15 protein-coding genes and 2 pseudogenes are annotated in these 20,791 nt (G+C 71.2%); 11 read left to right on the top strand and 6 right to left on the bottom strand.

Annotation, left to right across the window (positions count from 1 at the left end; translation table 11 throughout):
- Positions 1-6: 6 nt before the first annotated feature.
- Genes FHR82_RS08170 through FHR82_RS08155 form a run of 4 tightly spaced genes read right to left on the bottom strand, consistent with a single transcriptional unit; the run spans position 7 to position 4,125 of the window.
- Positions 7-1,302, bottom strand: a complete 1,296-nt coding sequence (locus FHR82_RS08170; protein WP_184809672.1) for an ABC transporter substrate-binding protein — start codon at positions 1,300-1,302, stop codon at positions 7-9.
- A gap of 32 nt (positions 1,303-1,334) precedes the next feature.
- Entirely contained in the window at positions 1,335-2,234 is a 900-nt protein-coding gene (locus tag FHR82_RS08165; protein WP_184809671.1) for a carbohydrate ABC transporter permease, read from the bottom strand.
- Positions 2,231-3,133 carry a carbohydrate ABC transporter permease gene (locus tag FHR82_RS08160; RefSeq protein ID WP_184809670.1) on the bottom strand — a complete coding sequence of 301 codons (903 nt, stop codon included), beginning with the start codon at positions 3,131-3,133 and terminating at the stop codon, positions 2,231-2,233. The genes FHR82_RS08165 and FHR82_RS08160 overlap by 4 nt, the downstream gene beginning before the upstream one ends.
- On the bottom strand, positions 3,130-4,125 hold the full coding sequence (locus tag FHR82_RS08155) for a LacI family DNA-binding transcriptional regulator (RefSeq protein WP_184809669.1): 996 nt from the start codon (positions 4,123-4,125) through the stop codon (positions 3,130-3,132). Before FHR82_RS08155 ends, FHR82_RS08160 begins: the two co-directional genes overlap by 4 nt.
- Before the next feature lie 152 nt (positions 4,126-4,277).
- Here FHR82_RS08155 and FHR82_RS08150 point away from each other — a divergent pair, with 152 nt between their 5' ends.
- From FHR82_RS08150 to FHR82_RS08140, 3 genes are all read left to right on the top strand, one after another.
- Positions 4,278-4,535, top strand: coding sequence for a ubiquitin carboxyl-terminal hydrolase 14 (locus FHR82_RS08150; RefSeq protein WP_184809668.1), 258 nt, complete (start codon positions 4,278-4,280; stop codon positions 4,533-4,535).
- A gap of 12 nt (positions 4,536-4,547) precedes the next feature.
- Entirely contained in the window at positions 4,548-6,203 is a 1,656-nt protein-coding gene (locus FHR82_RS08145) for an NAD(P)/FAD-dependent oxidoreductase (RefSeq protein ID WP_184809667.1), read from the top strand.
- A gap of 103 nt (positions 6,204-6,306) precedes the next feature.
- Positions 6,307-7,743, top strand: coding sequence for an ATP-binding protein (locus FHR82_RS08140; protein WP_184809666.1), 1,437 nt, complete (start codon positions 6,307-6,309; stop codon positions 7,741-7,743).
- A gap of 55 nt (positions 7,744-7,798) precedes the next feature.
- Here FHR82_RS08140 and FHR82_RS45785 read toward each other — a convergent pair whose 3' ends face one another.
- Together FHR82_RS45785 and FHR82_RS45780 are read right to left on the bottom strand one after the other, a co-directional pair.
- On the bottom strand, positions 7,799-8,098 hold the full coding sequence (locus tag FHR82_RS45785) for a proprotein convertase P-domain-containing protein (protein ID WP_225944267.1): 300 nt from the start codon (positions 8,096-8,098) through the stop codon (positions 7,799-7,801).
- Between the two features lie 66 nt (positions 8,099-8,164).
- Positions 8,165-8,950: pseudogene (locus tag FHR82_RS45780) on the bottom strand (S1 family peptidase); the annotation flags it as partial.
- 373 nt (positions 8,951-9,323) lie between these two features.
- Here FHR82_RS45780 and FHR82_RS08130 point away from each other — a divergent pair.
- The 8 genes and pseudogenes from FHR82_RS08130 to menC all read left to right on the top strand — a co-directional run bounded on the left by FHR82_RS08130 (position 9,324) and on the right by menC (position 20,783).
- Entirely contained in the window at positions 9,324-10,865 is a 1,542-nt protein-coding gene (locus FHR82_RS08130; RefSeq protein ID WP_184809665.1) for an ABC transporter substrate-binding protein, read from the top strand.
- Positions 10,865-11,839 carry an ABC transporter permease gene (locus tag FHR82_RS08125; RefSeq protein ID WP_184809664.1) on the top strand — a complete coding sequence of 325 codons (975 nt, stop codon included), beginning with the start codon at positions 10,865-10,867 and terminating at the stop codon, positions 11,837-11,839. The genes FHR82_RS08130 and FHR82_RS08125 overlap by 1 nt, the downstream gene beginning before the upstream one ends.
- Position 11,840: 1 nt before the next feature.
- On the top strand, positions 11,841-13,673 hold the full coding sequence (locus FHR82_RS08120) for a dipeptide/oligopeptide/nickel ABC transporter permease/ATP-binding protein (protein ID WP_311770957.1): 1,833 nt from the start codon (positions 11,841-11,843) through the stop codon (positions 13,671-13,673).
- Positions 13,670-14,377: pseudogene (locus FHR82_RS08115) on the top strand (ABC transporter ATP-binding protein); the annotation flags it as partial. The gene FHR82_RS08120 and the pseudogene FHR82_RS08115, both read left to right, overlap by 4 nt.
- A 17-nt stretch (positions 14,378-14,394) precedes the next feature.
- Positions 14,395-17,697 carry a serine hydrolase gene (locus FHR82_RS08110; protein WP_184809662.1) on the top strand — a complete coding sequence of 1,101 codons (3,303 nt, stop codon included), beginning with the start codon at positions 14,395-14,397 and terminating at the stop codon, positions 17,695-17,697.
- 34 nt (positions 17,698-17,731) lie between these two features.
- Positions 17,732-18,820, top strand: coding sequence for a M20 family metallopeptidase (locus FHR82_RS08105; protein ID WP_184810416.1), 1,089 nt, complete (start codon positions 17,732-17,734; stop codon positions 18,818-18,820).
- Positions 18,817-19,674, top strand: a complete 858-nt coding sequence (locus FHR82_RS08100) for a GNAT family N-acetyltransferase (protein ID WP_376706391.1) — start codon at positions 18,817-18,819, stop codon at positions 19,672-19,674. Before FHR82_RS08105 ends, FHR82_RS08100 begins: the two co-directional genes overlap by 4 nt.
- Positions 19,671-20,783: an o-succinylbenzoate synthase gene (gene menC, locus FHR82_RS08095; protein ID WP_184809661.1), complete on the top strand. Its 1,113-nt coding sequence runs from the start codon at positions 19,671-19,673 to the stop codon at positions 20,781-20,783. The genes FHR82_RS08100 and menC overlap by 4 nt, the downstream gene beginning before the upstream one ends.
- Positions 20,784-20,791 lie beyond the last annotated feature (8 nt).

The following is a 20,791-nucleotide window of genomic DNA, read 5'->3' as shown; positions in this document are numbered from 1 at the left end:
AGGGCATCAGCCCAGTGACTGCCAGCCGTCGGTCAGCTGCTTCTTCAGGTCGTCGACGCTGATCGAGTTCGCGAAGTACTGCTGCAGCGCGGGAGTCGCGTACTGGTCCTTCCACTGCGGGTAGTTCTTCGCCTTCTGGAACGGCGCGCCGGCCAGGTCGTCACCGGTCTTCAGGATCGGCTCCCACACCGGGGTGTCCTTCGTCTGCTCCGCCACCGCGTCACGGGCAGGCGCGGACGCCGGGATCAGCCAGTCGCCCTGCGCGAGCTTCGCCTGGTTCTCGGCGTTCATGAAGTAGTCGATGAACTTCGCGGCCTGCTCGGGTGCCTTGCTCTGCGCCGACACCGACATGGTCTGCGGGTTCGCCGCCTGCACCGGGCCCGCCGAGCCGGCGAGCGGCGGCAGGACCGTCCAGTTGAACCCGGGCTGGGCCGCCTCGGTGATCTGCTGGGCCAGGAAGTTGCCGCCGATGTACATGCCGTACTTGCCGGACAGGAAGCCGGGCAGCACGTCCGTGCCGGACTGGGTCAGCGTCACCGGGTCGAGCGACTTGTCCTGGTAGGCCATCGCGTGGATCTTCTCCGGCACCGCGACCTCACCGTCACCGACGTCGATGGTGGCCGAGCCGTCGTCCTTGGTGTCGAAGAACGTGCCGTCGAACCCGAGCGCGGTGTTCATGATCGCCGCGGTCGGCTGCTTGAGGCCCCAGCCCACCCCGAACTTGCCGCCGGTGGCGAGCTTCTTGGCCGCCGCCTGCAGGTCGTCCCAGCTGAGCTGGTCGCCGGTGGGCACCTCGATCCCGGCCGCCTTGAACGCGTCGACGTTCGCGAACGCCACATAGGTCTGCAGCAGTGTCGGCGCGGCGACGACCTTGCCGTCCGCGGTGGTCACGGTGTCCCACACGTCCTTGCTGACCGCGTCCTTGACGTCCTGGCTCAGGTACTGGCCGATGTCCGCGAGGTAGCCCTGCTCGGCGAAACCCATGATGTCGCTGGACTCGTCGTGGATGATGTCCGGCGCGGTGCCGCCCTGGAACTGGGTGACCAGCTGGTCGTGCACGTTGTCCCACGTGCCCTGCGTCAGCTTGATCTGGATGTCCGGGTTGTCCTTGTTCCAGGCGTCCACGATCTCCTTCGTCGCGGCCACCGTCGAGTCCTGGTAGGCCAGGCTCTGGAACGTGAGCGTGACCGGGCCCTCCGTGGAACCGCCCGAGTCGTCGGTGCTCTCGCCGCCGCCGAGGGCGCAGCCGGAGAGCAGCAAGGCAGCGGCGGCACCGATGCCGAGCAACGCCTTTGGCTTCATGGGGTTTCTCCTTCTTGCTTTCGACAGCGTCGTCAGCCTTTGACGGCGCCGCTCATCAGCCCCGAGGTGAGGCGGCGTTGGATGAACAGGAAGAACACGAGGCTCGGCACGGTCGCGAGCAGCGAGGCCGCCGCGAGCTGTCCGAGCTGGACCTGTCCCTCCGCGCCGACGAAGCGCGCGAGGGTCAGGGGCAGGGTCTGCAGTTCCGGGTCCTGGATGAGCACCAGGGCGAAGAAGAACTCGTTCCACGACGAGATGAACGTGAACAGGCTCGTCGCGACGAGGCCGGGCGCGAGCAGCGGCAGCACGATCGACCGCAGGACGCGGAGCTTGCCGGCGCCGTCGATCGCACCCGCCTCCTCGAGTTCCACGGGAATCGCGGCGACGTAGCCACGCAGCATCCACAGCGCGAACGGCATGCACCAGACCGTGTACACCAGCACCAGGCCGAGCGGGTTGTTCACGAGGCCGATCTGCTTGAGCACCAGGAAGACCGGGATCACGATCAGGATGAACGGGAAGACCTGGGAGAGCAGGATCCAGCCGGTCGCGAGGCCGCGCAGCTTCGTCTTGAAGCGGGCCAGTGCGTACGCGGCGGGCAGCGACAACAGCGTGACGATCACGGTCGTCAGCGCGGCCACGTAGAGGCTGTTCCCGGCCGCCTGCACCAGGTTCGCCTTCGTGACCGCGTCGGAGAAGTTGCTCCAGGTGAGGCTGTCCGGGATGAACGAGGCGTCACCGGACTGCAGCTGCCTCGGCGTCTTCAGCGAGGTCGACAGCAGGAACAGCAGCGGGAAACCCAGGAAGAGCACGTAGCCGAGCAGCGCGAGGTACTGCAGTGGCCGCGCGAACGTCCTCGTGCGACGGACGGGTGCCACCGAGGTGGTGCGGGTCTTCCTGTCCCGCTCCGGCGGGGCGAGTGTCTGCGTCATGACTCCCGGCTCCTTGCCTGGCCGCGCAGGTAGAAGAACAGGAACGCGGCGATGACGACGACCATCACGTTGCCGAGCGCGGCCGCGTACCCGAAGTTGCCGTAGCGGAACGCCTCGTTGTACGCGAACAACATGGGCAGCATCGTCTTGCCGCCCGGTCCACCCGCGGTGAGCACGAAGACCAGGGCGAACGAGTTGAAGTTCCAGATCAGGTCGAGCGAGGTGATCGCGGCGATCACCGGCCGCAGCGCGGGCAGCGTCACGTGCCAGAACCGCTGCCACGTGCTCGCGCCGTCGATCGCGGCGGCCTCGTGCAGGTCCCCGGACACGTTCTGCAGCCCGGCCAGCAGCGTGATCGTGGTCTGCGGCATCCCGGCCCACACCCCGACGACGATCACCGCGGGCAGCGCGGTCGAGAAGTCGCCGAGCCAGTTGATGTCACCCGGCAGGCCGAGGCTGCGCAGGGTTTCGTTGACCGGGCCGTACGTCGGGTTCAGCATGAGCCGCCACATGATCGCGATGACGACCGGCGGCATGGCCCACGGCACGAGCGCGAGCGTGCGGGCCAGCCAGCGCAACCGCAGGTCCGCGTTCAGCAGCAGCGCGAGGCCGAGCGAGGCGAGGAACTGGATGATCGTGACGCCGAACGCCCAGATCAGGCCGATCCGGAAGCTGGCCCAGAACAGCTCGTTGTGCAGGAGCTTCTCGTAGTTGTCGAGGCCGTTGAAGTTCGTGACCTGGTTCAGGCCGGCTTCGGCGTCGGTGAAGCCGAGCAGGATGCCCTGCACCAGCGGGTAGACGCTGATCAGGACGACCGGGACCAGCGCGGGGAGGACGAGCAGCCACGCGTCGCGCCCGTCACCGCGCTTGCGCCTGCGCCTGACCGTGGCGGCGGTCATGACGAGCCCCGCACGGTGAGCGTGGGTTCGATGACGACCTGGCGCAGTGGCGCCTCGGGGTTCTCCAGGCGGCGGAGCAGGAGTTTCGCCGCGGTGCGGGCACGTTTGGTCGCGCCGAGGTTCACGCTCGTGATGGCCGGGTTCGCGAGGTCGGCGATGTCGGTGTCGTCCATGCCGACGATCGCGATGTCGTCGGGGATCCGCAGGCCGCGCCGGGTGGCGACGTTGAGGGCGGCGATGGCGAGGAGGTCGTTGGCGCACACGATGGCGTCGGGGGTCTCCTTGTCGAGCAGGGCGGTCGCGGCCTTGAGCCCGGCCTGGTAGGTGAAGTCGCGAGCGCTGACCTGGGTGCCGTGGCCGATACCCAGGGCCGCCAGCGCGGTGACGTAGCCGTTGCGGCGAGCCGCGCCGGGGACGGTGTCGACCGGACCGTTGACGAACGCGATGCGCTCGCGGCCCTGCTCGGCCAGGTGGTTCACGGCGAGCGCCATGCCCGCGACCGAGTCGGCGCGGACGTTGTCCAGTTCGACGCCGGGCGGGACGGAACCGATGATCACGATGGGGAAGCGGCTCGCCTTCAGCTGCGCGCCCAGTTCCTCCGGTGCGCGCAGTGGGCTGAGGATCAGGCCGTCGGCGAAGCCCCTGTTCAGGCCGACCAGGAGGTCGATCTGGTCCTTGGGGTTCGCGCCGGTCGACGACAGCACGAGCCGGTACCCGGCCTTCGTCACCACGCGGGAGATCTCGTGCATCATTCCGACGTACACCGGGTTGCCGACGTCGGCGACCGCTAGCGCGATCTGCTCGGTCCTGCCGACCTTCAACGAGCGGGCGGTCGCGTCGGGTACGTAACCCAGCTCCGCGGCAGCGGCCCGCACCCGCTCGGTCACCCCTTGTGAGGCGGGCTGGCCGTTCAGCACGCGGGAGACGGACGCGATCGAGACCCCGGCCCGCTCGGCGACCAGCCAGAGCGTGGACTTCTTGGCCTCTGCCATGGGTTTCCCTCGCGTCATCGGAAGGTCTCATGTGGACTGTAAACGTTTACGAGAACGTTTACAGCGGGGACTGTACGTCCGGTTGGCGAGGGTTGGCAAGGCGGGTTCGTAACGTGCGCGTCACAAGTGGACAGGACGGGCATCATGGGGGCATGGCTGAATGCACGCACGTCACCGAGATCCGTGACGTGACCCCGTCCTCCACCGAGGGCTGCTCCGACTGCCTCGCCGAAGGCGGCCGCTGGGTGCACCTCCGCGAGTGCCTGGTCTGCGGGCGCGTCGGTTGCTGCGACTCCTCACCCGCGAAGCACGCGAGCGCGCACTACCGGGAGACCGGGCACCCGGTCATGCGGTCCTTCGAGCCCGGCGAGGACTGGCGCTGGTGCTTCGTCGACGAAGCGGCAGTGTGAGTGAATAACCCCGTGAACAAGCCGGTGTTGCTGACTGTCGACGACGATCCGGGTGTGTCGCGAGCCGTGGCCCGCGACCTGCGCCGGCGGTACGGCGAAGGGCACCGCGTCGTGCGCGCGTCCTCGGGCAAGGAGGCCCTCGACGCGCTCAAGGAGCTGAAGCTGCGCGGCGAGCAGGTGGCCGCCATGCTCGCCGACTACCGGATGCCCGAGATGAACGGCATCGAGTTCCTCGAACAGGCCATGGATCTGTTCCCGCGTGCCCGCCGCGCGCTGCTCACCGCCTACGCCGACACCGACGCGGCCATCCAGGCGATCAACCTCGTCGACGTCGACCACTACCTGCTCAAGCCGTGGGACCCGCCGGAGGAGAAGCTGTACCCGGTGGTCGACGCGCTGATCGAGACCTGGCGGGCCTCCGGCGAGGCCGCGGTCGAGGAGATCAAGATCGTGGGGCACCGCTGGTCGGCGCCCACGTTCGCCGCGCGGGACTTCCTCGCTCGCAACGCGGTGCCGTACCGGTACTACAGCATCGACGAGCCGGAAGGGCGCAGGCTGCTCGACGCGGCCGCCGCCGATCCGACCGAGATCCCCGTCGTGATCACCGCGGAAGGGCGGCCGCTGCTGGCCCCGTCCGACGCCGAGATCGCGGCGGCGGTCGGCCTCACCGTCGACCCCGCCACCGACTTCTACGACCTGATCGTCGTCGGCGGCGGGCCTGCCGGGCTGGGCTCCGCGGTGTACGGCGCGTCCGAGGGGCTCCGCACGGTGCTCGTCGAGCGGCAGGCCGCGGGCGGGCAGGCCGGGCAGAGCTCCCGCATCGAGAACTACCTCGGCTTCCCCGACGGCGTCTCCGGTACCCAGCTCACCGACCGGGCTCGCCGGCAGGCGGTGAAGTTCGGCGCGGAGATGCTGACCGCGCGGGACGTCGTCGCCCTCGAAGTGCAGGGCTCGGCTCGGGTGGTGCGGTTCGGGGACGGCAGCACCATCTCCGCCCACGCGGTGATCCTCGCGACCGGTGTGTCCTACCGGAGCCTCACCGCGCCCGGCTGCCACGAGCTGACGGGCCGCGGCGTGTTCTACGGGTCGGCCAACACCGAGGCACCGGAGTGCGCCGGGACGGACGTGTACATCGTCGGCGGCGCCAACTCGGCGGGCCAGGCGGCGGTGTTCTTCTCCCGGCACGCGCGCTCGGTCACGCTGGTGGTGCGGGGCGAGTCACTGCACACGTCCATGTCGCACTACCTGATCCAGCAACTGGAGGCCATCGAGAACGTGCACGTCCGCACGCGTACGACGGTCGGCCAGGCCTGCGGCGACGACCACCTCGAGTCGTTGCGGCTGGACCACGCCGACGGCACGACCGAGTTCGTCGACACCGGTCACCTGTTCATCTTCATCGGCGCGCGGCCGCAGACGGAGTGGCTCGACGGTGTCGTGCAGCGCGACGAACGCGGGTTCGTGTGGACCGGGCCGGACCTGCTGAACGACGGGCAGCGGCCGGCCGGGTGGACACTGGACAGGGACCCGTTCTACCTCGAGTCGAGCGTGCCGGGTGTGTTCGTGGCCGGGGACGTGCGCGCGCAGTCGGTGAAGCGGGTCGCGTCGGCCGTCGGGGAGGGCGCGATGGCGGTGACACTGGTACACCGGTACCTGGAGGAGCAGTGAGCGGAGCTTGCGGAGCGAACCGATGGCAGTGAGCGGAGCTTGCGGAGCGAACCGATGGCAGTGAGCGGAGCTTGCGGAGCGAACCGATGACCTTGACGACCACATGACCAGCATCGAACCAACCAGGCTCCGCGAGCTGTTCCTGTTCGCGGACCTCTCCGACGAGCAGCTCGCCTGGGTGGCGGCCAACAGCGATGTCGTCCCGTACCGCAAGGGTGAGGCGGTGTCGGTGGAGGGCGAGCCGGCCGAGTGCTTCTACGTGCTGCTGTCCGGGACGCTGTCCATGGTCCGGATGGTGCGCGGCGACGAGGTCGAGGTCACCCGCAGCGACCAGCCGGGCGTGTACTCGGGCGCCACCCAGTTCTACCTCGGTGACCAGGTGGACCAGAAGTACGGCGCGACGGTCCGCGCGGTCACCGACGCCGAGTTCCTCGCACTGCCCGCGACGGACTTCGCGGCGAAGTTCCGGCAGTGGTTCCCGATGGCCGTGCACCTGCTGCAGGGCATGTTCGTCGGCATCCGCAACGCCGACGAGCTGGTCGGGCAGCGTGAGCGCCTCCTCGCGCTCGGCAAGCTGACCGCCGGTCTCACCCACGAGCTGAACAACCCGGCGGCGGCCGCCGTGCGGGCGACCGAGACGCTGCGGGAGCGGTTCGCGGGCATGCGGCACAAGCTGGCCATGCTCGCCGACGGCCACTTCGACGGCATCCAGCTGCACCGGCTCACGAAGATCCAGGACAAGTTCGTCACCAGGATGGCGAGCGCGCCTGAGCTGTCGCCCATGCAGGTCGCCGACCTCGAGGACGAGCTGAGCGACTGGTTCGACGACCACGAGGTGTCCGGCGGCTGGGACCTGGCCCCGGTGTTCGTGGCGGCCGGGATCACCACGTCCGACCTGGACGAACTGTCCAATGTGGTCGATCCGGGGTTCCTGGCCCCTGCGCTGCGCTGGCTGTCGTACACGGTCGAGACCGAGAACCTGCTGATCGAGGTGAAGGAGAGCACGAAGCGGATCTCCGCGCTCGTCGGCGCCGCGAAGCAGTACTCGCAGCTCGACCGCACCCCGCACCAGGACATCGACCTGCACGAGGGCCTCGACGCGACGCTCGTCATGCTGACCGGCAAGGTCCCGGAAGGCGTGCGGATCGTGAAGGACTACGACAAGTCCCTCCCGCACGTGCCCGCGTACGCGGCGGAACTCAACCAGGTGTGGACCAACCTGATCGACAACGCGGTCGGCGCGATCACCGGCCACGGCGACGGCACCGGCACGGTCACGATCCGCACCACCCGCGACGGTGACAACGCTCTGGTGGAGGTCATCGACACCGGCCCTGGTGTGCCACCGGAACTGAAACGCCGCGTCTTCGAACCGTTCTTCACGACCAAGGGCGTCGGCCAGGGCACCGGCCTCGGCCTGGACGTCTCGTGGCGAGTGGTGGTGCACCGCCACGGCGGTGACCTGCGCGTGGTCTCCGAACCGGGCGACACCCACTTCCAGGTCCGCCTCCCGCTGCACGCCGGTCGATCGGCAGGCTGACACCAGAAAGGCGTGTCCGGTTCAACACCCCAAACACGCCTATCCTGGCATCGGATTACAGGGTGATCTTCCAGCCGTTGATGTAGCCGGTGTCGGCGCTGGCCGCGTCGCGGACGCGGAGGTTCCACGTGCCGTTGGCGGTCTCGCTCGACAGGTTCTTCGTGAACGTCTGGTTCACGTTGTCCGCGCTGCCGCCGGAGCGGTTCAGCAGGTTGTAGACCGAACCGTCCGGGGCGACCAGGTCGACGACCAGGTCACCGCGGTAGGTGTGGACGATGTTCACCTCGATGGCGGCGCTCGCCGAGGCGGCACCCGTCGCACCCGAGACCGCGATCGGGCTGTTGACGGTGCCCATGTCCGGGATGTTGTAGTTGTTCTGGTTCTCGAAGGTGCGGCCCGGCTGCGGGTTCGAGCCGCCCGGCAGACCGGCGGCAGCGGAGGCGATGGCCGCCGCGAACGTGCTCACCTGCGCGTACACACCAGGGTTCTCCGGACGGGCGCAGCCGTAGCCCCAGCTGACGATGCCGACCTGGATCCACGCGTTGTTGTTGTCGCGGCGGAACATCGGGCCACCGGAGTCGCCCTGGCAGGTGTCGACGCCGCCGGAGGACCAGTTGCCCGCGCAGATCTCCTCGTTCGGCACCAGCTCGCTGTACGCCTGCCGGCACTGGGTGTCGGAGATGAACGGCACCTGCGCCTTCAGCAGGTACCGCTGCTGGCCGCCGCCCTCGGTCGCCGCGCCCCAGCCGGCCACGGTGAACGTGCCGCTGTCGTAGGCGGTGGTGGTGGCGATCGGCAGCAGCGCCTGGTTGGTGATCGGCGAGTTCAGCTTGATCAGGGCCCAGTCACTGGCCGGGTTGTTGTAGTTGGGGGAGCGGTACACGTAGGTGGACGTGCGGGTGATGCGGTTCGGGTCCTGCAGGTCCACCGAACCGGCGGTGACGCCGATGCTGGTGGTGGGGCCCGTCGCGCCGACGCAGTGCGCGGCGGTCAGGACGACGTCGGTCTTGTACAGCGCGCCGCCGCAGCCCATCGACAGGCGCACCATGAACGGGAACTCGCCCTGGGCGGCGCGGGTCCCGCCGACCACCTGGGGCTGGACGTCGTCGTTGCCCGCGGGTGGCGCGGCCAGCGACTGACCGGCGGCCGCACCGAGGGCCGCGGCCACGCCCACGGTGAGCAAAGCGGCTCTCCGCAGGACAGACAGGGTTCTACTCACAGCATGGTTCCTTTCGACAGTCCGCGAGCAGGACGCGCACGGACAGCAGGGGTGTCGAGAAAGGCGAAGACACACGCCCGGCCACTGGGGGTGACCGAACCGATCTTCTGGGTAGATTCCACCTGGTGAGAGGCGCAGCCACAAGACTGCAAACCGGTCAACCCTCGTTCGTCCGAGTGGGACAGCGGCCCACCGCGCGAACGCCGACCCGGCCGGCAGCCCGTCCGGCGAGGACCACGCCCGCGCCCCCGCGTTGGTGGATCGGACGACTGGACCGCCCACGAGTGGTCGTCCCGCACAAAGACACGCGTGACCAGGGCGGGCAGGCTGCGCCTCCAAGGGGTCACCTCTTGGAGGCACGATGAAGAACATCCCGACGATCGTCACCGCCGGCCTGCTCGCCGTGTCCCTCGTCGCCTGTGGCGGTGGCGCCGGTGGCTCGTCCGGCGGGGGGAACCTCGTCGACGGCGGCACGTTCACGTTCGTGCTCGGCACCGACCCGGGCAACCTCGACCCGCACTTCACCTCCCTGTCGGCGACGATGCAGGTCGACCGCTTCCTGTACGACTCGCTGGTCAACGTCGACGCCAACGGGGACATGGTCGCCGGGCTCGCCGAGAAGTGGGAGGCGACCACCACCGAGGCGACCTTCACCCTCCGCAAGGACGTGACCTGCGCCGATGGCACCCCGCTGACCGCGACCCAGGTGGCCGAGAACATCAACTTCGTGGGGGACCCGAAGAACGCGTCCTCGCGGATCGGGGTGTTCGTCCCGGCCGGGGCGACGGCGACCGCCGACGACGACGCGGGCACGGTCACCGTCACGGCACCCGCGCCGGACGCGTTCCTCGACCGCAACGTCGGTGGCCTGCAGATCGTGTGCGCCAAGGGGATGGCCGACCGGTCGGTGCTGAAGCAGGGCGCGGACGGCACCGGCATGTTCACCGTCACCGAGGCCGTGGGCGGTGACCACTACACGCTGACCCGCCGCAAGGACTACGCGTGGGGTCCTGGTGAGTGGGACCCGAAGCAGCGGGGCCTGCCGGACACGGTCGTGATCAAGATCGTGGCGAACGAGACCACGACCGCGAACCTGCTGATCTCCGGCGGTGCCAACGCCGCCCAGTTCGTCGGTCCCGACCAGCGGCGCCTGACGTCGCAGCGGTTGTTCCAGCGCGACGTGCAGGCCGTCGTCGGCGAGCTGTGGTTCAACCAGAAGCCAGGGCTGCCCGGCGCCGACGAGAAGATCCGCAGGGCACTCGTGCAGGCCGCCGACCTCGACGAGCTGGCCCAGGTGATCACCAGCGGTACCGGCAAGCGCGCCACCGGGCTGGTGCCGCCGGGCTGGGGTCCGTGCGAGGGCGACATCGCGAGCAAGGCGCTGCCCGCGCACGACGCCGACGCCGCGAAGCAGGTGCTGGACGCCGCGCAGCCGAAGATCACGCTCGTCTACCCGACGACCATCGGCCCGACCATGCAGGCCGGGGCGGAGCTGCTGCAGAACATGTGGAGCGAGTTCGGTGTCGACGTCACGCTGAAGGGCGCGACCGATGCCGAGATCGGGCAGCTCATCGGCGGCCAGCTGCCGTGGGAGGCCGCGTTCGTCCCGCTCAACGTGACGCTGCCCAGCCAGACCGTGCCGTTCCTGTCGGGGCCGGTCGCGCCGGACGGCACGAACTTCTCGGGCATCGACAACGACGACTACACCGCGAAGGTCGCCGAGGCGTCGCAGATCGCGGGCGCCGACGGCTGCGACGCCTGGGCCGCCGCCGAGGAGGCGTTGTACGAGCGGGTCGACGTCGTGCCGTTCGCCAACGCCAACCGGCCGACGTACGGCAAGGGCGCCGAGTTCGAGCTGACGCAGGGCAGCGTCGACCCGTCGTCGATCCGCATGGTCGGCTGATGACAGCGGCTGTATCCGCCCCGGTCGACCACCCGTGGGGCCGGTTCGCGCTCCGCCGGTTCGGCAGGCTGCTCGTGTCGGTCTGGGTGCTCGTGACCGCCGCGTTCGGGATGATCCACCTGATCCCGGGTGACCCGGTGCGCGGCGCGCTCGGCCCGACCGCCAGCCAGGAACTGGTCGAGGCCCGGCGGGCGGCGCTCGGGCTGGACCAGCCGCTGTGGCAGCAGTACCTGGACTACCTGCGCGGCCTGTTCACCGGCGACCTCGGCGTCTCGATGAACTCCGGGATGCCGGTCGCGGACATCCTCGGCGACCGGCTGCCCGCGACCGTCGAGCTGGCGGTGCTGGCGTTCGCGCTGGCCGTGCTGGTGTCCGTGCCGCTGGGCCTGGCGTTCGCGGTGCTGACCCGAGGTGGGCGGCGCAGGCCGCTGGAGCTGGGGTTCACGTCGACGAGCGTGGTGCTGGCGGCGATCCCGGAGTTCCTGCTGGCCGTCGCCCTGGTGTGGATCTTCAGCGTGAACCTCGGGTGGGTGCCGGTCGCCGGGCGGGACGGGCCGTCGTCGTACGTGCTGCCGGTCGTGGCGCTCGCGCTCGCCCCGGCGGCGATCCTCGCGCGGATCGTGCGGGTGGAGACGCTGACCGTGCTGCGTGCCGACTACATCCGCACCGCGCGGGCGAAACGGCTGCCCAGCAGGACCGTGTACTTCCGCCACGCCTTGCCGAACGCGCTCACCGCGGCGATCACGCTCGGCGGGCTGCTGCTCGGTGCGCTCGTCGCGGGCACCGTGCTGGTGGAGAACGTGTTCGCGTGGCCGGGGCTCGGCAGCACGATCGTGTCGTCGATCCTCGCCAAGGACTACCCGGTGGTGCAGGGCGTCGTGCTGGTCTACGGCGTCGGCGTGCTGGTGGTGAACCTGGTGGTCGACGTGGCGCTCGCGCTGCTCGACCCGCGCTCGACGATCAGGGAGGGCTGACGTGGGCCGGGTGCTGCGCACACCGCTCGGAGCGGCCGCCGCGGGCACGGTGGCGGTCGTGCTGCTGCTCGCGGTGCTGGCGCCGGTGCTGTGGACCGACGCGGCGAACGCCGTCGACACCGGGCAGATCCAGCAGGGCGCGTCCGCCGACCACTGGGCGGGGACGGACAGCCTCGGGCGGGACATCTTCTTCCGCGTGCTGGTCGCGACCCGTCTCTCCGTGCAACTCGCGCTGCTGGCGACCGCACTGGGTGTCGCGGTCGGGTTGCTGCTCGGCACGGCGCCGCTGCTGCTCGGTGCGCGGGCCGGCCGGGTGATCACCGCGGCGGTGCACATCGCGGTCGCGTTCCCCGGTCTGCTGCTGGCGTTGTTCTTCGCGGTGATCTTCGGCGTCGGCACGACCGGTGGGCTCCTGGCCATCGGGTTCGCGCTCGCTCCGGGTTTCGCACGGCTGACGCACACGATGGTGGCCGGGGTCGCCGGGCTCGACTACGTGGCCGCGGCGCGGATCGCGGGCGTCGGGCGGCTGCGGGTCCTGTTCCGGCACGTGCTGCCCAACGTCGCGGAACCGCTGGTGGTGAACGCGACCGTGGCCGCGGGCAACGCGTTGCTGGCCTTCGCCGGGCTGTCGTTCCTCGGGCTCGGGGTGCAGCCGCCGGACTACGACTGGGGCCGCCTGCTCGGCGAGGGGCTCGGTGCGATCTACCTCCACCCGGAGGCCGCGCTCGCACCCGGTGTCGCCGTCGTGGTGGCGGGCCTGGCGTTCAACCTGTTCGGTGAGGCGATCGCGAAGGGTGTCGGGCTCGAACGACGCCTCGGGACGTCGACGTCCCGGTTCCGCCGCCGCCCACGGGTGGCGCCCGACCCGGACGACTCGGCGATGCTCGTCGTCGAGAACCTCAGCGTCGGGTTCCCCGGGACCACACCGGTGCGCGGAGTGAGTTTCTCCATGCGACGTGGTGATGCCGTCGGGATCGTGGGGGAGTCGGGCTCTGGCAAGAGCCTCACCGCGCTCGCCGTGTCGCGCCTGGTCGAGGAACCCGGGATCGTCGAGGCGGAGCGGCTGTCGTTCCTGGGCGCGGACCTGCGCGCCGGCGAGCACCGGCGGCTCCTCGGCACGTCGCTGGCCATGGTGTTCCAGGACCCGATGACCTCGTTCAACCCGACCATGCGGATCGGCAGACAGCTGAGTGAGGTCGCGCGCCACCACGAAGGCATGGACCGCCGCGCGGCGATGGCGCGGGCGGTGGACCGGCTCGCGGCCGTGCGCCTCTCCGACCCCGAGCGCCGCGCGCGGCAGTACCCGCACGAGTTCTCCGGCGGCATGCGGCAACGCGCCATGATCGGGATGGGGCTGATGGGCAAGCCCGCGCTGATCGTGGCGGACGAGCCGACCACCGCGCTGGACGTGACCGTGCAGCGCCAGGTGCTGGAGCTGCTCGCGTCGATCCGCGCGGCCGACGACGTCGCGATCCTGTTGATCAGCCACGACATCACGGTCGTGGAGCAGGTGTGCGACCGGGTGCTGGTCATGTACGCGGGCCGCATCGTGGAGGACCTGCCCGCGGCCGAGCTGCGCACGGGCGCGCGGCACCCGTACACGAAGGCGCTGCTGGCGGCCGTACCCGACATGACGACGGACCGGGAGCTGCCGCTGACGGTGATCCCCGGCAGACCCGCCGACCCGGCGAACCTGCCGCCGGGCTGCGCGTTCGCACCCCGCTGCCCGCTGGCGGACGCCCGGTGCGCGACGGAGGACCCGGAGCTGGTGGAGAACGCGGGCGCCAGGGTGGCGTGCTGGCACGCCGACGTGCCGGCGGAGGTGATCTCGTGAGAGAACTCAGGTTCGACGGGGTGTCCGTGCGGTTCGGGTCGCGGGGCCACCGGGTGACGGCGGTGGACGGTGTCGACCTCACGGTGCCCGCCGGGTCCGTGGTCGGGCTGGTCGGCGAGTCCGGCTCGGGCAAGTCCACGCTCGCCCGCGCCGCGGTCGGACTCGTGCCGCTGTCCGCCGGGCGGGTCACGCTCGACGGCGCACCCGTGCCCACGCGTGGCCGCCGACCGCTGCAGATGGTGTTCCAGGACCCGTACTCGTCGCTCAACCCGCGCATGACGATCGGCGCGACCATCGCCGAGGCCGTGCCGCGCGGCACCGACCGCAGGGCAGAAGTGGCGCGGCTGCTGGCACTCGTCGACCTGCCGGACCGGATGACCAGGTATCCCGCCGAGCTGTCCGGTGGGCAGCGGCAGCGCGTCGCGATCGCGCGTGCGCTCGCCGGGCGGCCAGAGGTGCTGATCGCCGACGAGATCACCTCGGCGCTCGACGTGTCCATCCAGGGCGCGGTGCTCAACCTCATCAGGGACCTGCAACGGACCCTCGACCTCACCATCCTCTTCATCTCGCACGACCTCGCCGTCGTCCGGTACGTCAGCGACACGATCGCCGTGATGTACCGGGGACGGATCGTCGAGCACGGGCCGGCCGACACCGTACTGGCCGATCCCCAGGACCCCTACACCCGCGAACTGCTCGCCTCCACCGAAGGGAGAAGCCGGTGACCTCGCACAGTCCGCGCCGCCAGCGCATCGAGGACCTGACCGCGTTCGCCGTACCGGAAGCGCCCGCGCTGTCCCCGGACGGCACGCGCACCGCCTACGTCCTGCGCACCGCGGACGCCGGGAAGGACACCAACCCGCGGGCCATCTGGCTCGCGGACACCTCCGGTGCCCGGCAGCTCACCAGGGGCGACGCGGACGACGCGCCCGCGTGGTCGCCGGACGGCCGGTCGCTCGCGTTCCTGCGTGCCACCGACGGTCCGGCACAGGTGTGGCGGCTGCCCGCCGACGGTGGTGAACCCGAGCGGCTCACGGACCTCCCGCTCGGTGCGGGCGCCCCGTACTGGAGCCCGGACGGCAGCAGGATCGCGTTCTCCGCACCCGTGGACACCGCCGAGGGGCCCAAGAACGCGCCGATCGTCACCGACCGGCTCGGCTACCAGGCCGACGGCGCCGGGTTCCTCCGCACGATCCGCAAGCACCTGCACGTCCTCGACCTCGAGACCGGCGAGACCCGCCAGGTCACCGAGGGCGACTGGCACGCGGGCGAACCGGCCTGGTCACCGGATTCCACCAGGCTCGCCTTCGGCGCGGCCACCGCACCCGACGCCGACCTGCGGGTCGCCGCGCCGCTGTACGTCCTCGACGTCACCGACCCGCGCGCCACACCGGAACTCGTGGCCCTGCCCGACGGCATCGCCGCCCGTGTCACCTGGGCCGGCGAGGAGACGTTGCTCGTGGTCGGCATGGTCGATTCGCCGGTCGGCCACGCCCGCCTGCTGAAGGTCCGAAACGGTGAGGTCACCGACCTCACCGCGTCCCTCGACCGCAACGTGATGGCGGGCGGGCCCGCGTACCCGGGCGCGGTGCCGCAGCTCGGCGGCGACGGCGTCCTGTTCTGCGTCCGCGACCGCGGCTGCACCCACCTGTACACGGTCCCGCTCGACGGCGGCACGCCCCGGCCCGTCGTCGCGGGCGCCGGCCGGATCGTCGGCGGCCTGTCCGTCGCGGGCGACACCGCCGCGATCCTGCTGACCACGCCCACCTCGTACGGCGAGATCGCCACCGTCGACCTGACGACCGGCGCCGAGACCGTCCGCACCACGCACACCGGCACCGAGGCCGAGCTGTACGTCCGCGAGGAACGCGAGTTCACGATCTCCGACGGCACCACCGTCCAGGGCTGGCTCCTCCGCGACCCCGCCACCACCGGAGCGGGCCCGCTGCTGCTCGACATCCACGGCGGCCCGCACAACGCGTGGCACGGCGGCGCCGACGACATCCACGTCTACCACCAGGAACTGGCCGCGCTCGGCTGGACCGTGCTGATGCTCAACCCCAGGGCGAGCGACGGCTACGGCGAGCAGTTCTTCACGGCCACGATCGGAGCGTGGGGCACCGTCGACGCCAAGGACTTCCTGGAGCCGCTCGACCAGCTCGTCGCCGAGGGCGTCGCCGACCCGAAGCGGCTCGCGGTCGCGGGCTACAGCTACGGCGGCTTCATGACCTGCTACCTCACCAGCCGCGACACCCGGTTCGCCGCCGCGGTCGCCGGCGGTGTCGTCGCCGACCTCGTCAGCATGGCCGGTACCTCCGACGCCGGGCACGACCTCGCCGCCTACGAGTTCGGGGTGCTGCCGCACGAGGACCGTGCCCGCTACGCGGAGATGTCGCCGATCTCGCGGGTCGAGGACGTCCGCACGCCCACGCTCGTCATCCACGGCGCCGCCGACGTGCGGTGCCCGGTCGGGCAGGCGGAGCAGTGGCACGCGGCGCTGCGCGAACAGGGCGTGCCGACCCGGCTCGTGCTCTACCCCGACGCCGCGCACCTGTTCATCCTCGACGGCCCGCCGTCGCACCGGATCGACTTCAACCGGCGCGTGCTGGAGTGGGTCGAGCAGTACGCGGGCGACGACAAGGGCCCGCGCAGGCCGAAGATCGACGCCGCGCACTGGCAGCGCAGGCTCACGACACTCGCCAGGAAGCACCACGTGCCGGGTGCCGCGCTCGGCATCCTGCGGCTCGGCCGCGAGGACGACGTCGTCGAGGCCGCGCACGGCGTCCTCAACGTCGACACCGGTGTCGAGACCACAGTGGACTCGGTGTTCCAGATCGGCTCGATCTCCAAGGTGTGGACCACGACCGTGGTCATGCAGCTCGTCGACGAGGGCCTGCTCGACCTCGACGCGCCGATCGTCGAGGTGCTGCCGGAGCTGAAGCTGTCCGACCACGCCGTGACCGAGAAGGTCACCATGCGGCACCTGCTCACGCACACGAGCGGCATCGACGGCGACGTGTTCACCGACACCGGCCGCGGTGACGACTGCCTCGAGAAGTACGTCGCGGAGCTGGCCGAGGTCGCGCAGAACCACCCGCTCGGCGCCACCTGGTCCTACTGCAACTCCGGGTTCAGCCTCGCGGGCAGGGTGATCGAGAAGCTGACCGGGAAGACGTGGGACACCGCCATGCGCGAGCGGTTGTTCACCCCGCTCGGCCTCACCCACACCGGCACGCTGCCGGAGGACGCACTGCTGCACCGCGCCGCCGTCGGGCACGTCGGCGACACCACCCCGGTGAAGGCGCCGGTGTGGGGGCTCGCGCGGTCCGCCGGACCAGCCGGGTTGATCAACGCGACGGTCCGCGACGTGCTGGCCTTCGCGCGCCTGCACCTGACCGGCGGCGTCGCCGCGGACGGCACCCGGCTGCTGAGCGAGGAGAGCGCGGCCGCGATGACCTCGCACCAGGCCGAGCTGCCCGACAAGCACACCCTCGGCGACTCGTGGGGTCTCGGGTGGATCCGCATGGGCTGGGACGGCAGGCGCGTGTTCGGCCACGACGGCAACACCATCGGCCAGTCCGCGTTCCTGCGCGTGTTCGCCGACGACGGGCTCGCGGTCACGCTGCTGGTCAACGGCGGCAACTCGCGCGACTTCTACGAGGACCTGTACCGCGAGATCTTCGCGGAGCTGGCCGACGTCGCGATGCCGAAGCCGCTCTCGCCGCCGGCCGAGCCGGTGACCACGGACCTCACGCCGCACCTCGGCCGGTACGAACGGGCGAGCGTGCTGATCGACGTGTTCACCGGGGACGACGGCCCTCGGATGCGGACCACCGCCACCGGGCCCATCGCCGAGCTGCTGCCGGAGAAGGAGCAGGAGTACGACCTGGTGCCGGTCGAGGAGAACCTGTACCTGGTGCGGGAACCGTCGATGGCCACGTGGATCCCGGTGACGTTCTACTCGCTGCCGACGGGGGAGCGGTACCTCCACTTCGGAGTGCGGGCCACCCCGAAGGTCGGCTGACGTGCTCGCCGACATCCTGGCGGACACCGAGGAGATGGTGCGCTGCGAGTCGCCGTCGTCCGACGCGGCGGCGCTCGCGCGCAGCGCGGACGTGGTGGCGCGGCTGGGCACGCGACGGCTCGGGGCCGAACCGGAACGCCTCGGCATCCACCTGCGCTGGCGGCTCGGTGCCGAGCCGTCGCGGGTGCTGCTGCTCGGCCACCACGACACGGTGTGGCCGCTGGGCTCGCTCGCCACCCATCCGTGCACGGTGGACGGGACGGTGGACGGCGGGGTGCTGCGCGGGCCGGGCTGCTTCGACATGAAAGCGGGGCTGGCACTGGCTTTCCACGTCGCGGCGGGCCGGTCCGGCGTCACCCTGCTGGTGACCGGGGACGAGGAGCTCGGCTCGCCCGGTTCCCGGGAGCTGATCGAGGAGGAGGCACGCGCGGCCGAGGTCGCGCTGGTGCTGGAGGCGTCCGCGCCCGGCGGTGCGCTCAAGACCGAACGCAAGGGCGTGTCCGTGTACGAGGTCGAGGTGACCGGCCGGGCCGCGCACGCGGGCCTCGAACCGGAACGCGGCCACAACGCGACGGTCGAGCTGGCGCACCAGGTGCTGGCGATCGCGGCACTCGCCGACGCGGAACGGGGCACGACCGTGACACCGACGTTGATGTCGGCGGGCACCGCGCGGAACACGGTGTCCGCCAAGGGATTCGTGGCCGTGGACGTCCGGGTGCGCACGGCGTCCGAACAGGACCGGGTCGACGTGGCCATGCGTGCGCTGCGGCCGGTCGTCCCCGGTACGCGGCTCGACGTGCGCGGCGGCCCGAACCGGCCGCCGCTCGCCGCGTCGGCGTCGGTGGGGCTGTTCACCCGCGCCGCGCGGATCGCGGCGGAGCTCGGGCAGCCACCACTGGCGGGTGTCGCGGTCGGCGGTGGCTCCGACGGCAACCTCACGGCCGGGGTGGGCACCCCGACACTCGACGGTCTCGGCGCGGTCGGCGGCGGCGCCCACGCCGACGACGAGCACGTGCTGGTCGGCGAACTGGTGCCGAGGGCCGCGCTGCTGTCGGCGCTGCTGGACGAACTCCTGGCCGCACCAACGAAAACCGCGCCCGCGGCTGGTTCGCCACGACCATGACGAACGCCGACGAGGTCACCAGCATGGACGCCGTGACCGATCTGACCACGGCGCCGCCCGGCATCGACGCGGCGGCCGCCGCGCGCGCCGCCAGGGTGACCGTCCGCGAGCTGACGACCATCGACGACTTCGCAGGCGTCTGCGCGTTGTTCCAGGAGATCTGGCAGCCCGACCCCGCCAGCCCGCTCGTCACCACGGAACTGCTGCGGGCGCTCACGAAGGCGGGCAACTACCTGTCGGGCGCGTTCGACGGCGACCGGCTCGTCGGCGCGTGTGTCGGGTTCTTCGGCGCGCCCGCCGACGGCACCATGCACAGCCACATCGCCGGGGTCTCCGCCTCGGCGGGCGGCCGGCACATCGGCTACGCGCTCAAGCTGCACCAGCGGGTGTGGGCGATGAACCGCGGGATCGGCGTGATCGCGTGGACGTTCGACCCGCTCGTGGCCCGCAACGCCTGGTTCAACCTCGGCAAGCTCGGCGCCACCGCCGCCGAGTACCTGCCCAACTTCTACGGCGGCATGCACGACGTGGTGAACGGCGGCGACGACACCGACCGGCTGCTCGTCCACTGGGACCTGCGCCATCCCACCGGGTTCGCGGGCATACCAGGTCACGCGGTGGTGGCGCTGGGCCGCGCCGCGGACGGCGCGCCGGCACCCGGTGTGACGGCGGGGGAGACGCTGCTGGTGGCCGTGCCGTCGGACATCACGGCCATGCGGGCCGCGGATCCCAGTCGTGCCAAGGAATGGCGGGTCGCGGTGCGGGACGTGCTCGGCGGGCTGCTCGCCGACGGGGCGCGGGTAGCCGGGTTCGACCGCGCCGGGTGGTACGTGGTCAGGTGGGAGGACCGATGAAACTCCAGGGTGTCGAGCTGCGCCGGATCCGGATGCCGCTCGTGGCGCCGTTCCGCACGTCGTTCGGTGTCGAGCACGAGCGCGACGTGCTGCTGCTGCGCGTGGTCACCGACGACGCCGAGGGCTGGGGCGAGTGCGTCGCGCTGTCCGACCCCCGGTACTCGTCGGAGTACGTGGCCGGGGCGCAGGACGTGTTGCGCCGCTACCTCATCCCGGCCCTCGCGACGGTCCCGCGCCTCGACGCACCCGCCGTCGCGCCCGCGCTCGCGCCGTTCCGCGGCCACCGGATGGCGAAGGCCGCGCTCGAGACGGCCGTGCTCGACGCCGAGCTGCGGGCGTCGGGCCGGCCGCTCGCCCGCGAGCTGGGCGCGGTCCACGACCGGGTGCCGTGCGGGGTGTCGGTCGGCATCATGGCCGACCTCGGTGAGCTGCTCGACGCCGTCGGCGGCTACCTCGACCAGGGCTACGTCCGGATCAAGCTCAAGATCCAGCCCGGCTGGGACGTCGAACCGGTGCGGGCCGTGCGGGAGCGGTTCGGCGACGACGTGCTGCTCCAGGTCGACGCCAACACCGCCTACACCCTCGCCGACGCCCGCCACCTGGCCCGGCTCGACCCGTTCGACCTCCTGCTGATCGAGCAGCCGCTCGACGAGGAGGACGTGCTCGGGCACGCGGCACTCGCGAAGCGGCTCACCACGCCCGTGTGCCTCGACGAGTCGATCACCTCGGCGAAGGCGGCGGCCGACGCGCTCACCCTGGGCGCCTGCTCGGTGGTCAACATCAAACCCGGCCGCGTCGGCGGGTACCTGGAGGCGCGGCGCATCCACGACCTCTGCGTCGCGCACGGCGTGCCCGTGTGGTGCGGCGGGATGCTCGAGACCGGGCTCGGCCGCGCCGCGAACGTGGCGCTCGCCGCGCTCCCGGGGTTCACGCTGCCCGGCGACACGTCGGCGTCCGACCGCTACTACCGCACCGACATCACCGACCCGTTCGTCCTCGACGACGGCCACCTGCCGGTGCCGGCAGGCCCCGGCCTCGGCGTGCTCCCACTGCCGGACCGGTTGTCCGAGGTCACGGCGTCGACCGAGTGGCTGCCGCGGTCAGGATGACCATAAGC

The organism is Actinophytocola algeriensis (assembly GCF_014203735.1).
Classification (GTDB): domain Bacteria; phylum Actinomycetota; class Actinomycetes; order Mycobacteriales; family Pseudonocardiaceae; genus Actinophytocola; species Actinophytocola algeriensis.
This window is presented reverse-complemented; position numbering and strand designations above follow the sequence as displayed.

Excerpts from the sequence above, each read along its gene's own strand:
- FHR82_RS08160 (WP_184809670.1), bottom strand. The coding sequence starts at position 3,133 with ATGACCGCCGCCACGGTCAGGCGCAGGCGCAAGCGCGGTGACGGGCGC.
- menC (WP_184809661.1), top strand. The coding sequence starts at position 19,671 with ATGAAACTCCAGGGTGTCGAGCTGCGCCGGATCCGGATGCCGCTCGTG.
- FHR82_RS08165 (WP_184809671.1), bottom strand. The coding sequence starts at position 2,234 with ATGACGCAGACACTCGCCCCGCCGGAGCGGGACAGGAAGACCCGCACC.
- FHR82_RS08130 (WP_184809665.1), top strand. The coding sequence starts at position 9,324 with ATGAAGAACATCCCGACGATCGTCACCGCCGGCCTGCTCGCCGTGTCC.
- FHR82_RS45785 (WP_225944267.1), bottom strand. The coding sequence starts at position 8,098 with ATGGGCACCGTCAACAGCCCGATCGCGGTCTCGGGTGCGACGGGTGCC.
- FHR82_RS08170 (WP_184809672.1), bottom strand. The coding sequence starts at position 1,302 with ATGAAGCCAAAGGCGTTGCTCGGCATCGGTGCCGCCGCTGCCTTGCTG.
- FHR82_RS08140 (WP_184809666.1), top strand. The coding sequence starts at position 6,307 with ATGACCAGCATCGAACCAACCAGGCTCCGCGAGCTGTTCCTGTTCGCG.
- FHR82_RS08155 (WP_184809669.1), bottom strand. The coding sequence starts at position 4,125 with ATGGCAGAGGCCAAGAAGTCCACGCTCTGGCTGGTCGCCGAGCGGGCC.
- FHR82_RS08105 (WP_184810416.1), top strand. The coding sequence starts at position 17,732 with ATGGTGCGCTGCGAGTCGCCGTCGTCCGACGCGGCGGCGCTCGCGCGC.
- FHR82_RS08150 (WP_184809668.1), top strand. The coding sequence starts at position 4,278 with ATGGCTGAATGCACGCACGTCACCGAGATCCGTGACGTGACCCCGTCC.
- FHR82_RS08100 (WP_376706391.1), top strand. The coding sequence starts at position 18,817 with ATGACGAACGCCGACGAGGTCACCAGCATGGACGCCGTGACCGATCTG.
- FHR82_RS08125 (WP_184809664.1), top strand. The coding sequence starts at position 10,865 with ATGACAGCGGCTGTATCCGCCCCGGTCGACCACCCGTGGGGCCGGTTC.